This window comes from Streptomyces davaonensis JCM 4913, from assembly GCF_000349325.1.
Lineage (GTDB): Bacteria > Actinomycetota > Actinomycetes > Streptomycetales > Streptomycetaceae > Streptomyces > Streptomyces davaonensis.
Genome location: NC_020504.1, coordinates 1,601,858 through 1,614,268, shown reverse-complemented (window position 1 = coordinate 1,614,268; position 12,411 = coordinate 1,601,858). Strand labels below are relative to the sequence as shown.

The following is a 12,411-nucleotide window of genomic DNA, read 5'->3' as shown; positions in this document are numbered from 1 at the left end:
GGCCTGCATGGACGCGATGGGCTCGCCGGGTTGGGCGGATTGGGTGGAGATCATGGGAGGGCGCGTCTACAGCGCCGATCACGACGACGCCGGGCCCCGCCCCGGCCGGGTCTACGGCGAACTGGTGGGCGGCCCCCTCGACGGACTGTTGCTGGACATCACCGGCCACACCGAGCGCGAACTGCGGGCAGGGGTGGAACTGCCCACGGAAATAGGCGCCCACGGCCCCGGCGGCCGGGCGCTCTACGTACTCCGGGCGGCGGAAGGGCGACGGCTGGACTGGTCGGCCGACCTGCCCTGACCGGCGCCGCGCGGAGCGGGGCCGGTCTCGGTCGGTGCTCCCCTCGCCGCCCGCCGGTGGGTCGGGTTCAGCGGTGGGTGAGCAGCAGGCGCCATGCCTCCGGGCCGCGCTCGAGGTAATCCACCGCGAATGCGCCCGGGTGGCGGTCCTCGATCTGGCCCAGCAAGGGCAGCGGGTCGTGCGGCGCGACCAGGACCATCGCCCGGCCGGAGGGCACCGCGGCGATCGCGCCGAACACCGTGGCGTGCCGGATCGAGTGGGGGACGGTGCGTACGTCCAGCTCGGGCACGTCCGTCCCGTCCGAACCCCCGCAGCCGCAGGTGCCGCCGCAGCCGCCGCCGGACTCCGCCGCCTCGCCCTCGTGTCCGTGGCCGAGGATGTCGAGCATGCCGGAGAGGAGCCCGGCGAGGGAGATCTCCGGAGAACCCGCCAGCAGCGGCAGGATCAGGGCGTTCTCCTTCTCCAGGTGCTCCACGAACAGCACCTGGAGCGCCCGGCCCTCGGCCGCCGCCCGCACGGCCGAACCGGCGGTGCGCAGCGCCTCGACGAGCGCGGCCAGCCTGCGGTGCTCGGCGAGCATGCCGTCGATCAGGAGGCGGGCGGCGGGCAGGTCGTGGGCGACGGGGTAGAGGGTCTCCTCCTCGGCGGCCGCGTGCGGCAGCAGGTCCTGCTCGCAGAAGTCGACGAGGCCCGCGCGCACCGCGTCGGCCGCCGCCGGGTCGCGCTCCGCTGCGGCGATCAGCATCGCCACCCGTCCGGCCAGCTCGCCCGCCAGCTGCGTGTGATGCGCCTCCACGGCTTCGGCAGCCGCCGCGTCCTGGGGGTCCGATGCGATGGTCAGGGTGCTCATGGGGGTGTCCTTCCAGCAGCCGACGGCCCGTCTCGGTTCTGTGCAAGCCGCTGACTGCAATATAGTACGGACATGACCGTGGAAAATAACGGGCCGCTTCCCGGCAGCGGAACGAACCGCGTACCGCTGTCCCGGCAGCGCCGTGGCGTCCTTCAGTACCTGCGCGGCCAGTCCGCCCCCGTCACCGCGAGCGCGCTCGCCCAGCTGTGCGCGCTGCACGTGAACACCGTCCGCGAGCATCTGGACGCCCTGGTCGACGACGACCTCGCCGTCCGTGAACGGTCCAACCCGTCCGGACGCGGCCGCCCCGCCTTCCGCTACCGGGCCCGCCCGCCGCAGGAATCCCCCGCACGCGAGTACGCCGGACTCGCCGCCGTCCTCGCCGCGCAGATCGCCCGCTCCAGCGCCGACCCGCGCCGGGACGCCCTCGCCGCCGGCGAGCACTGGGGGCGCGTCCTCACGGCCGGACGCACGCCCACGGCCGACCCCCGGGAGGCGCGGACCCGGCTGCTGGAACTCCTGGAGGAGATCGGCTTCGCCCCGGAGGCGGACGCGGAAGCACGCCAAGTCCGCCTGCCGCGCTGCCCGTTCGTCGAGGCCGCCCGTGAACACCCCGGCGTCATCTGCGGAGTTCACGAGGGCCTGGCCCGGGCCGGGCTCGCCGCGCTGGGCGGCGCGCCGCAGGACGTCGAACTGCTGCCCTTCGTCGAACCGGACGCGTGCAGGCTGCACTTGGGGCTCGGCGGGCCGGGCGACGGCGCCGAGGGCGGCGGCAGTGGCGGCGGTGCCGATCGCGCCGATGGCGTGCAGGCTCCGGCCTCGGGGCGCACTCGCGGGGCGCACCGATGACCCCGGCGCCAGGCCCGGTGACTCCTGGCCCCGCCGCCTCCCGCTCCGCCACTCCCGGTCCTGCCACCCCCGGCCCCGTGACTCCCAACCCCGCAGCCCTCAACCCCGCAGCCCTCAACCCCGCCGTCCGACGAGCAGGCGCCCGCCGTGCCCCCTTGCTGCTGGCCGCCGGGCTGTGTCTCCTCGCCGGGCTCGATGCCGCCCTCGGCATGCTCGGTCTGCCGGCGCCGGTCACCGCGGACCGGTTGCCGCGGGTGCACGGGGTGCTGATGGTGCTCGGGTTCGCGGGCACGCTGGTCGCGTTGGAGCGTGCGGTCGCCCTGGGGCGTCCCTGGGGTTATGCGGCCCCCGGCTGCCTCGGCGCCGGGGGCCTGCTGCTGCTCAGCCCGGTCGACCTGGTCGTGCCCCGGCTGCTGCTCGCCGCCGGATGCGCCGCCCTGGTCGCGCTGTACGTACGGTTCTGGCGCCGACAGGCGAGCGCCGCGCTGCTCGCCCAGGCCGCGGGCGCCGTGTCGGCACTGGGCGCTGCGCTGCTGTGGCTGGGCGGCATCGACGTACCGCGCATGCTGCCCTGGCTGGTGGCGTTCCTCGTACTGACCATCGCGGGGGAGCGGCTGGAACTCGCCCGCGTGGCTGTCCTGGCACCCTCGGCGGAACCCACGTTCCTCGCGAGCGTCGGCGCGGTCGCGACCGGCGTCGTCGCCACCCTGCTGTGGCCCGCGACCGGCCGGTCATCGCCATCGACGGCTGCGTGCTCCAGTGTGCCCGCAACTGTCTTGCCCGGCACGGTGTGACGCCCGCCGTGCACCACCTCCTCAGCGACGACGGCGTGCGCAAGCGGTTGGGGGAGGATTTCGATCCGGAGCAGGCGGAGGAGGTGCTGGACGGGCTGATCGCCCGGATCGGCGAGGAGACCGCGAGCGACAGCACGCTGCCGCAGCCGACCGCCTGAAAGCGGTGGGGAGCGAGCGAAGGCGGCCGGGAGCTTCCGAACCCGGCATGGCAGGATGCCCGTGACGGTGCGGAGGAACTCCGGTGCGGGCCCATGGGCCCAAGTCCGGGGCGGGCCCGCCACTGTGACCGGGGAGCTGCCTCCCACTGATGGCCACTGGCAGTCGGCGCGAGCCGGCCGCTGGGAAGGCCGGGAGACGGCGCCGGTGCCCGTGCTGTACGAGCGGGGCGCCGAGAGCCGGGAGCCAGGACATTCCGGCCGTCCCGCAGCCAGGCACTTCCCGCCCGGGCGCGGCCTGTTCACGGCGGCGTGGAGAACCGCCGACAGCGGAAGGACTCCCTTCGTGGTGCCCTCGTACGGCTCCGATTCCCCCTCTCGACCTGCTGCCGACCCCGCCGTCGGCGCGCTGCTGGAACGCACCCTGGCAGCCATCGCGCCCGCCGACTCCGGCGCCGCGGCGGCGGCCCGTGACCGCCAGAACAACCTGACCAAGCCGCCCGGCTCGCTGGGCCTGTTGGAAGACATCTCGGTCCGGCTCGCGGCCCTGTCGGGAACCTGCCCGCCGCCGCTGCCGGAACCCGCCGCGGTGGCCGTCTTCGCCGCCGATCACGGCGTCCACGCCCAAGGCGTCAGCGCCTGGCCGCAGGAGGTGACGGCGCAGATGGTCGCCAACTTCCTCGCCTCCGGAGCCGCCGTGAACGCCCTGGCCGCCCAGGCCCGAGCCAGGGTGGTCGTGGTGGACGTGGGCGTCGCGGCTCCGGTGCCCGACGCGGATGCCGCCCCGGGCCGGTTGAAGCGCCACCGGGTCCGCAACGGAACTGCCGACATGACGCGCGGCCCGGCCATGAGCCGGGAGGAGGCTCTGCGCGCCGTCGAGGCCGGGATCCGGGTCGCCGGAGAACTCGTCGACGACGGCAGCCGCTGTCTGCTCACCGGCGACATGGGCATCGCCAACACCACCGCGTCCGCGGCCCTGATCGCCGTGTTCACCGGCACTGACCCGAACGAGGTCACCGGGCACGGAGCGGGAGTCGACGACGCGACGCGACGGCACAAGGTGGACGTGGTGCGCACGGCACTCGACGTCAACCGGCCCGACCCGCAGGACCCGGTCGGCGTGGTGGCGGCGATCGGCGGCCTGGAGCACGCGGCGATCGCCGGGTTCGTGCTGGGCGCCGCGGCCCGCCGGGTGCCGGTGATCCTGGACGGGGTGATCGCCTCGTCGGCGGCCCTGGTCGCCGCCGCGTTGTCGCCCGAGGCCGTCTCCGCCTGCGTGGCCGGACACCGCTCGGTCGAACCCGGCCACACCGTCGCCCTCCGGCAGCTCGGACTACGCCCCCTGGTCGACCTGGAGCTACGGCTCGGCGAGGGCACGGGCGCCCTGCTGGCGCTGCCGCTCGTCCAGGCGGCGGCGCGCACCCTGCGCGACATGGCCACCTTCGACTCGGCGGGGGTGTCGGACCAGCAACTCTGAACCATCAGGCCGGCGGCGTGCACTGGACGTGTGCGCCGCCGCCCCGAGTGGGCCGACCTGCCCCTTCCCGTACGGCCGTTGGGCCCTGTTCGGCGGGCCGGGTGAGGACCGGGAGGCCGCTTCCGGGGGACCGTTCGGCCCAGGTGGCGGGTACGGCGGTACGGCGATGATGATCTACGACCGGCCGGGAGCGACACGGACAGTCACGACCCGCCGAGCACCTGGACCTCGTGCGTTCACGAACCACGGCGGGCGCGGCGTGCCCCCGGCCCGGTCACCATCCGGTCGTCCCACCGTCATACCGGATGGCCACCGTCCGCCACGTCCCGGCGCCCGGCATCCCCGCTACAGACTGGCGGGCGGGGTACCCCGGTCGCCTCAGGGCATGGCGGGCGCGGTGGTGCTCAGGCCGCGCCGGTGCGCCGCAGGGTCGCCACGCACAGGTGCGGGGTGACGAAGGGCTGGAGGCTCGTCGCGGCGAGCGGGGCCCGCAGCGTCTCGACCGTGCCCTGCATCAGGCCCAGGTGGATCGCGCAGACGATGTCCGGACGGCGCTCGGCGACTTCGCGGAACGGGCAGTGGTGCAGGTTCAGCCGCCGCTCGGCGAGCTCGCCCTGCGCAGTCGTCGTGCCGGTTTCACCCTCCTCCGCCTCCGTGACGAAGCCCATGTCCTCCAGAACCGCCACCAGTTGACGTTCCCCCTCCTCCGCGCTGATGCGCTCGGTCGGGGCGGGTGCGTCGGCGAGGTAGGTGCCCCAGGAGTGCCCGGCCCGGGTGGCGGCGGCCACCGGATCCGAAACCGAGTCGGCGACGACCCCGAGCAGGATGTCGGAGAGCAGGCGGAAACTGCGGGAGCCGTCCGGTCCGTCGACGGCGACGGCCGAGTAGACCACCTTCGGCCGCCCCGGCTCGCTCCGCGGCACGGTGCTCCGGGCCGCGGTGCCGTCGGCGACCAGCGCGTCCAGGTGGAAGCGGGCCGTGTTGAGGTGGACGCCGACGCGCTCGGCCACGTCGGCCACGCTCACCGGGCTGTCCGTGTCGCGCAGCACCTGAAGGATGGCGGCGCGCCGTCCCCGCTGGGCCGGAGCACCGGTGCCGGGGTCGGTGAGCTGTCGTCGTGGGGTCATACGGGGATGATACAGGCGAAGGGGTTAGAAACAGGAGGGCTCGTTTCTAACCCCTCGGTGCGTGCGTGCTCACTCCGGCGGCGTGACCTTCGCCTGCCGCAGCCGACGGCCCAGCAGGGCGATGAGTACGCCGTGCGGCGCGGACACCGCCACGAGGAGCGCGACCTCTGCCGGTGCGTGGTGGCGTATCGCCTCCGCCGTTGCCAGCACGATCGCGACCACGGAGACGAACAGCGAGACGGCCCGGTGGAATTGGTGCACCTCCGTCCGAGGTCTCCTGGACCGACCGGTGGTATCCGGCGAAGATACGGGACTCCCAGGCGCCGGTGCTCTGCCGGCCGTAGATGTCGAGACCGATCACGACCAGCAGGAGCACCGTCACATACCCGGCGGAGAGCAGTGTCTCCCCGCTCACGGGGCCACCGCCTCGGCGGCCGGCGGCTCGGGGACCGGGTCGGGTCCCACCTCCGTGAACAGCAGGTTCTGTTCGGCGTCCTCGGGCCGCCTGGTCAGGCCGCGGCGGTGGCGTACGCCCAGCCAGCACTGCCACAGCAGCGGCAGGACACCGCCGACCAGGAAGACCATGTCTCCGGGCAGCCGCAGCCACTCCAGGAACACATTCGTGTCGCCCTGGAGGTAACCGAGGCTGCGGGCGTCGGCGTAGCCGCTCTCGACCACCTTGTAGAGCTGAAGGGCGCCTCAACAACGGACGCCGAATGGAGTGGCGTCCCGTCTTGCCGGAAGAGTAGTACCAACCAAAGTTGTTATTTAATGCAGGTCCTCGTCTAGACTGCGAGGCATGGCAAGGCCGTGGCGAAGCCTGGGCAAGGTTGTGGCGATGGTCACGAACCTCTTCGAGGCCGGTTGCGTAGGCTGGCGTCGGCCACTTACGGCCGCGAGGTCTGAGAACAGCCCTTGACCTGCAACCGCGCAGGCAGGGAGCCGAGATTCTGGAGTACCGCGATGCTTCGCACCATGTTCAAGTCCAAGATCCACCGTGCCACCGTCACCCAGGCCGACCTGCACTACGTGGGATCGGTGACCATCGACGCGGACCTGCTCGACGCCGCCGATCTGCTGCCCGGCGAGCTGGTGCACATCGTCGACATCACCAACGGGGCCCGGCTGGAGACGTACGTCATCGAGGGCGAGCGCGGCTCGGGGGTGATCGGGATCAACGGTGCCGCCGCCCATCTCGTCCACCCCGCAGACCTGGTGATCATCATCAGTTACGCTCAGGTCACCGACGCCGAGGCACGCGCGCTGAAGCCGCGGGTCGTGCACGTGGACCGCGACAACCGCATCGTCGCCCTCGGCGCCGACCCCTCCGAGCCAGTGCCGGGCTCGGACCAGGAGCGCAGCCCGCAGGCCGTATCCGCCTGACGGACCGAGGACCAGGAGCGTGCCCATGAGCGAGATCGAGATCCGCGACGACCGGGCGGCCGGCCGCCTGGAGGCGTTCAGCGGCGACGAAGTCGTCGGTCACATCGAGTACTTCGTGCTCGACAGCCCCGCGCAGGCCCTGGTCCCCGTCCACACCATCGTCGAGCCCGCCCACGAGGGAAAGGGCATTGCAGGCTCCCTCGCCCGTGAGCTCTACGCCATCGCCGAGCGCGAGGGGACCGTCGTCGCCCCCCTGTGCCCGTACGTCACCAAATGGGCCGAGCGACACCCCGACGAGGCCCCCGCCGCCGACCCTGCACTGCTGCGCGCGGCCAAGGAGTGGCTGGCGGCCCACCCCGGCCGCTTCTGATGCCGCTCGCACTCCTGCACACCTCACCCGTCCACGTCCCCGTCTTCGACGCCCTCCGCGACGAGCACCACCCGGGCCTCGAGCTACGGCACCTCGTCGAGGAGCGGCTTCTGAAGCGGGCGAGGGAGGCAGGCCCCGACGCCGTGGCGGGCGAGGTGTTGGCGGCCATGCACCGCGCCGTCGCCGAGGGAGCGCGTGCCGTGCTGTGCACCTGCTCCACCATCGGCGCCGTGGCCGAGGCGGCCGACATCGGCGTGCCGGTGCTGCGCGTCGACCGCCCGATGGCGGCGGCCGCGGTCGCCACCGGCCCCCGGATCGTCGTCCTCGCCGCCCTGGAGAGCACGCTCGGCCCCACGGCGGAGCTGATCGAGCAGGAGGCCGAGCGCGCCGGACGCCCGGCCGACGTGAGCACCCGCCTCGTCGAGGGCGCCTGGGCGAGCTTCGAGGCGGGCGACACGGAGGCGTACGTACGGCGGATCGCCACCGCGGTCGACCAGGTCACCGATGCCGACGTGATCGTCCTGGCCCAGGCCTCGATGGCCCCGGCCCAGCACCTGGCGACGACGGCGGTTCCGGTTCTGTCCAGCCCGCGTCTCGGCCTCGCGGCCGGGGCCCACGCGGGTGACGGAGCGGCCGAGTCGGGGTACGCGGGGCAGTAGTCCAAAGAGAGCCGTTCATTTCAGGCTGGAGGACGAGATGACCAACCCGTACCCGGACCCGGTCCACCCCGACCCCACCCCGGGCCCGACCCCCGAACCACCCCCGGCGCCCACACCCCCGCCACCACCTCCGGGCCCCCAACCGGTCCCGGACCCGAACCCGTCCCCGATCCCCCCGGGCCCGGAGCCGGTACCGAACCCAGAACCCGGCCCGCCGCTGTCGTAAAAGAAGGAAGGGTTCCGTTCAAGCGAGGAGAAGGACAGCACACCTAGGGGCGCGGGGAACTGCGCGACCAGCCCCCCACGCACCCGCACCAGCCCAACTACGCAGACACCTCGGACCGGTCTGCACCCCACAACGTGTGGAACGACCCTTCCCGGTCCACCCTCCGATACGTGTGCGCCCCAAAGAAGTCCCGCTGCCCCTGCGTAAGCGCCGCAGGCAACCGCGCGGCACGCAGCGCGTCGTAGTACGCGAGGGCCGCGGAGAAGCCGGGCGTAGGCACACCCTGCCGCGTCGCCGCCACGAGAACCTCACGCCAGTCGTCCTGCGCGGAAGCGATCTCACGGGCAAAGGCATCGTCCGCGAGCAGGCTCGGCAGATCCGCCCGCGCGTCGTACGCCGCGCGAATCCGGTCCAGGAACGCCGCCCGGATGATGCACCCGCCCCGCCAGATCGCGGAGACCGCGCCGAGGTCGATGTCCCAGTCGTACTCGGCCCGCGCCGCGTCGATCTCGTGGAAGCCCTGCGTGTAGGAGACGATCTTCGAGGCGTACAGCGCCTGCTCGACCCGGTCGGCGAACGCGGCCGCCTCCGACTCGCTCAGCGGGGAAGCCTTGGGGCCGGCCAGGCCCCGCGAGGCCGCGCGCAGGTCCGCGTGTCCGGAAAGGGACCGCGCGAAGACCGCCTCCGCGATGCCGGACACCGGCACCCCGAGGTCCAGGGCGATCTGCACGGTCCACCGCCCCGTGCCCTTCTGCTCCGCCTGGTCCACCACCACGTCCACGAACGGCTTCCCGGTCGCCGCGTCCACATGCGCCAGCACCTCGGCGGTGATCTCGATCAGGTAGGAGTCGAGACGCCCGGTGTTCCAGGTCCGGAAGATCTCCGCGATCCGCGCGGGGGAGTAGCCCGCGACCTCGCGCAGCAACTGGTACGCCTCACCGATCAGCTGCATGTCGGCGTACTCGATGCCGTTGTGCACCATCTTCACGAAATGCCCGGCGCCGTCCGGACCGACATGGGTCACACAGGGCGCCCCGTCCGCCGCCTTCGCCGAGATCTTCTCCAGCATCGGGCCGAGCGAGTCGTAGGACTCCTTCGGGCCGCCGGGCATGATGCTCGGCCCGTTCAGCGCGCCCTCCTCGCCGCCGGAGACGCCCATGCCGACGAAGTGGATGCCCTGCTCGCGCAGTTCGCGCTCGCGGCGCCGGGTGTCGGCGAAGTGCGCGTTGCCGCCGTCGATGATCATGTCGCCCGGTTCCAGCAGCGGGGCGAACTCCTGGATCACCGCGTCGGTGGGCTCGCCCGCCTTCACCATGACGACAAGGCGGCGGGGCCGCTCCAGCGCCGCCACGAAGTCCTTGGCGGTCTCGGCCGCGATGAACTCGCCCTCGTCACCGAACTCCGCCACCAGCGCGTGCGTACGCGCCGACGTCCGGTTGTGCACCGCGACCGTGTAGCCGTTGCGGGCGAAGTTGCGGGCGAGATTGCGGCCCATGACCGCCAGTCCCGTGACGCCGATCTGGGCTGTAGTGCTCATACGGTTGGCTCCTAAGGAATCCGGTATCGGTGGTGCCGTCGTGCCCGCCAGTATTGCCGCAGTGACCATCTTGACGTGCCGGTACGCCGACCGCACTTCCGGGTTGTTCAGTGTTCCGCAAGCAGATACGCAGGACAGGCCCCTGCTGCCTCAGGCGAGTCTCAACCAGCTGTCCAGCCCTGCATCTTGAGCCACAGCACGACCGATTGCCGTCTTGTCATGGCCTGTTACGGACGCTTACTTTTGGCCCTCCTGACGCATGTCGAGGGGGCACCGATATGGCCGTACGCGGCCGGCACCGCCGGTATCAGCCGAAAAGGATCAACCGCGCCTCGCTCACCGTCACCGCGGGCGGTGCCGGGATGGCGATCCCGCTCATCGGCACCGGTACCGCGCAGGCGGCGGACGTGGAGACCTGGGACAAGGTCGCCGCGTGCGAGTCGACCAACGACTGGAACATCAACACCGGCAACGGCTACTACGGCGGGCTCCAGTTCGCCCAGTCCACGTGGGAGGCGTACGGCGGCACCCGGTACGCGCCGCGCGCCGACCTCGCCACCAAGGACCAGCAGATCGCCATCGCCGAGAAGGTCCTCGACGGGCAGGGTCCCGGCGCCTGGCCGGTCTGTTCGGTGCAAGCCGGGCTCACCCGGGGCGGCGACACCCCCGAGCTGAAGACGTCCGTCCCCGACGTGCGGCCGCAGACCACTCCGCAGTCCCGGGCCGGCAAGGCCGAGATGTACACGGTGGTGCGCGGTGACACGCTGTCCACGATCGCCGACGAGCAGGACGTACGGGGCGGCTGGCAGCGGCTGTACGACGCCAACCGGCAGACCGTCGGGGCGGATCCGGACCTGATCCTGCCCGGGCAGCGGCTGGCTCTCGGAGGCAAGTCCGCCACGAAGACGACCTCGACGGCCGCCAAGTCGAAGCAGGAACGGGCCACTTCCGAGAAGAAGTCCCCTCCGGAGAAGAGGTCCACTCCGGAGAAGAAGAAGCCCGAGAAGCAGTCCTCGAACAAGACCAGGACCATGGTCTCCCCGGTCAGCGCGCCCACCGGCACGCCGTACCACAAGGCGGGTTCCTCCTGGTCGCAGGGTTACCACACCGGCGTCGACTTCCCGGTCGCCACCGGCACCTCCGTGCTCTCGGTGGCCCAGGGCACGGTGGTGAACGCGGGCTGGGAGGGCTCCTTCGGCTACGAGGTGGTGATCCGGCACGCGGACGGCCGCTACTCCCAGTACGCCCATCTGTCGGCGATCTCCGTGAAGAGCGGCCAGCAGGTCGGCGCGGGCCAGCGGATCGGCCGCTCCGGTTCCACGGGCAACAGCACGGGCCCGCATCTGCACTTCGAGGTGCGGACCGGGCCCGGTTTCGGGTCGGACATCGACCCGGTGGCCTACCTGAGGGCAGGCGGCGTCAGGATTTGATGCGGGTCCGATGCCGGTCAAGCACCGGCATCGGGACGTACGGTCCGCCGTAGAACGGGCCGTACAGGTGCGGGGAGGAGCTGCTCGGGGTCAGTGCCGGGTCCTGCGGGGCAGGGGCAGGGGCAGGGGCCGGAATCCGGGTGCTCGGCTGCTCCGGGAGCACGATCCGCAGCTCCTCGGCCGGGGCCAGTTCCGCGGCCGGGGCCGGCACCGCGGGGAGTCCCGGCTTCGGCTGGGTGCGAGGCTGGGTGCGTTCGATGCGCTCCGTCGTCAGCAGGATCAGACCGCCCGCCGCGACCACGCCACAGCTCAGCGCGAGCGCGGTGCCGGTCGTGCCGTAGCGGAAGGTTTCGCCGAACATCGTGATGCCGACCGCGGCCGCGATCACCGGGTTCACGACGGTCAGCACCGCCAGCGGGGCGGCGAGTCCCGCGCCGCGGTATGCGGCCTGCGACAGCAGCAGTCCGGCCGTGGCGAACACGCCGATGGTGGCCAGCGACGGCAGGTCGCCCGCCGTCACCCCGCCGTTCCAGTCGACCGCGACGATCTTCGTGAACACCGAGGACATACCGAAGGCGATACCCGACGCGGTCGCCAGCAGCACGCTGCGCACGACCGGGTGCCGGTGGGCCGCCCGGCCCGCGATCATCAGGGTCACCACGGCGCCCGCGGTGACCAGGGCCACGCCGGTGCGCTGGGCGGTGTCGAGGGACTGCGACTCGGAGGCGCCGACCAGGGAGAGCAGACCGGCCAGACCGACGGTCGCCATGATGGCGCCGCGCCAGGCGGTCGACCCGGCCTTGCGGCCGACGAAGAGGGCCGCCATGGGCAGCGCGAAGACGATGGTGAGGGCGCCCAGCGGCTGGACCAGGCTCAGCGGTCCGAAGGCGAGGGCCACCACGTGCAGCAGACCGCCGAGGCCGTTGAGCGCCACCGCGGCCCACCAGGTCGGCCGGCGCAGCGGTGCGTACTGCTGCTGTCCGGTCGTGGACACCGCGACGTGCTCCTGCACGATCGCTCCGCCCGCGTAGGCGACGGCGGAGACGAGCGACAGCAGCACGGACAACGCGAGGGCGCTCATGAGCTGCTCCTCTGCGTGAGGCGGGGGCTCTTGGTCCCGCGCGGCGAACGGTCGGCTTCCATAGCCAACACGATGCCCCTAAAAGTTCTTCCCGTCGTCGTACCTGAGCAGGCAATGCCTCCTACTGCCGATGGAGTACAAATCGCCCTCCGTCCTCCCCAGGGTGGGTGGC

At 72.5% G+C, this 12,411-nt stretch carries 15 protein-coding genes; 9 read left to right on the top strand and 6 right to left on the bottom strand.

Annotated features, from left to right (window positions below; all coding sequences use genetic code 11):
- The first annotated feature begins 7 nt into the window (after nucleotides 1–7).
- The gene (locus tag BN159_RS07175) at nucleotides 8–301 is read left to right on the top strand and encodes a hypothetical protein (RefSeq protein WP_231905589.1); all 294 of its coding nucleotides are present in this window, start codon (nucleotides 8–10) and stop codon (nucleotides 299–301) included.
- A gap of 67 nt (nucleotides 302–368) precedes the next feature.
- On the opposite strand, the gene BN159_RS07170 is transcribed toward BN159_RS07175, so the two are convergent.
- Nucleotides 369–1,151, bottom strand: coding sequence for a DUF2249 domain-containing protein (locus BN159_RS07170; RefSeq protein ID WP_015656263.1), 783 nt, complete (start codon nucleotides 1,149–1,151; stop codon nucleotides 369–371).
- 72 nt (nucleotides 1,152–1,223) lie between these two features.
- Between BN159_RS07170 and BN159_RS07165 the strand changes: the two genes are divergently transcribed.
- The 4 genes from BN159_RS07165 to cobT all read left to right on the top strand — a co-directional run bounded on the left by BN159_RS07165 (nucleotide 1,224) and on the right by cobT (nucleotide 4,426).
- The gene (locus BN159_RS07165; RefSeq protein ID WP_015656262.1) at nucleotides 1,224–2,000 is read left to right on the top strand and encodes a helix-turn-helix transcriptional regulator; all 777 of its coding nucleotides are present in this window, start codon (nucleotides 1,224–1,226) and stop codon (nucleotides 1,998–2,000) included.
- 77 nt (nucleotides 2,001–2,077) lie between these two features.
- On the top strand, nucleotides 2,078–2,794 hold the full coding sequence (locus BN159_RS46560) for a hypothetical protein (RefSeq protein ID WP_197541375.1): 717 nt from the start codon (nucleotides 2,078–2,080) through the stop codon (nucleotides 2,792–2,794).
- Entirely contained in the window at nucleotides 2,713–2,952 is a 240-nt protein-coding gene (locus tag BN159_RS46555) for a putative zinc-binding protein (RefSeq protein ID WP_197541374.1), read from the top strand. The genes BN159_RS46560 and BN159_RS46555 overlap by 82 nt, the downstream gene beginning before the upstream one ends.
- Before the next feature lie 205 nt (nucleotides 2,953–3,157).
- Entirely contained in the window at nucleotides 3,158–4,426 is a 1,269-nt protein-coding gene (cobT, locus tag BN159_RS07150; protein WP_456339969.1) for a nicotinate-nucleotide--dimethylbenzimidazole phosphoribosyltransferase, read from the top strand.
- Between the two features lie 404 nt (nucleotides 4,427–4,830).
- Here the strand turns inward: cobT and BN159_RS07145 are convergent, their stop codons facing one another.
- The 3 genes from BN159_RS07145 to BN159_RS07135 form a co-directional block, all read right to left on the bottom strand.
- Entirely contained in the window at nucleotides 4,831–5,553 is a 723-nt protein-coding gene (locus BN159_RS07145) for a helix-turn-helix transcriptional regulator (RefSeq protein ID WP_015656258.1), read from the bottom strand.
- A 69-nt stretch (nucleotides 5,554–5,622) separates the two neighbouring features.
- Entirely contained in the window at nucleotides 5,623–5,814 is a 192-nt protein-coding gene (locus tag BN159_RS07140) for a hypothetical protein (protein WP_015656257.1), read from the bottom strand.
- Nucleotides 5,815–5,964: 150 nt separating this feature from the next.
- Entirely contained in the window at nucleotides 5,965–6,231 is a 267-nt protein-coding gene (locus BN159_RS07135; protein ID WP_015656256.1) for a hypothetical protein, read from the bottom strand.
- 285 nt (nucleotides 6,232–6,516) lie between these two features.
- Between BN159_RS07135 and panD the strand changes: the two genes are divergently transcribed.
- The 3 genes from panD to BN159_RS07120 are packed head-to-tail and all read left to right on the top strand — an operon-like array spanning nucleotide 6,517 to nucleotide 7,965.
- On the top strand, nucleotides 6,517–6,936 hold the full coding sequence (gene panD / locus BN159_RS07130) for an aspartate 1-decarboxylase (protein WP_015656255.1): 420 nt from the start codon (nucleotides 6,517–6,519) through the stop codon (nucleotides 6,934–6,936).
- 25 nt (nucleotides 6,937–6,961) lie between these two features.
- Nucleotides 6,962–7,306, top strand: coding sequence for a GNAT family N-acetyltransferase (locus tag BN159_RS07125; protein ID WP_015656254.1), 345 nt, complete (start codon nucleotides 6,962–6,964; stop codon nucleotides 7,304–7,306).
- The gene (locus tag BN159_RS07120) at nucleotides 7,306–7,965 is read left to right on the top strand and encodes an aspartate/glutamate racemase family protein (protein ID WP_015656253.1); all 660 of its coding nucleotides are present in this window, start codon (nucleotides 7,306–7,308) and stop codon (nucleotides 7,963–7,965) included. Before BN159_RS07125 ends, BN159_RS07120 begins: the two co-directional genes overlap by 1 nt.
- A 323-nt stretch (nucleotides 7,966–8,288) precedes the next feature.
- Here the strand turns inward: BN159_RS07120 and gndA are convergent, their stop codons facing one another.
- On the bottom strand, nucleotides 8,289–9,728 hold the full coding sequence (gene gndA / locus BN159_RS07115) for an NADP-dependent phosphogluconate dehydrogenase (protein ID WP_015656251.1): 1,440 nt from the start codon (nucleotides 9,726–9,728) through the stop codon (nucleotides 8,289–8,291).
- Nucleotides 9,729–10,006: 278 nt separating this feature from the next.
- On the opposite strand from gndA, the gene BN159_RS07110 reads away from it, so the two are divergent.
- Nucleotides 10,007–11,158 carry a transglycosylase family protein gene (locus BN159_RS07110; protein WP_015656250.1) on the top strand — a complete coding sequence of 384 codons (1,152 nt, stop codon included), beginning with the start codon at nucleotides 10,007–10,009 and terminating at the stop codon, nucleotides 11,156–11,158.
- On the opposite strand, the gene BN159_RS07105 is transcribed toward BN159_RS07110, so the two are convergent.
- Entirely contained in the window at nucleotides 11,148–12,239 is a 1,092-nt protein-coding gene (locus tag BN159_RS07105; RefSeq protein ID WP_015656249.1) for a DMT family transporter, read from the bottom strand. The genes BN159_RS07110 and BN159_RS07105 overlap by 11 nt on opposite strands.
- Nucleotides 12,240–12,411 lie beyond the last annotated feature (172 nt).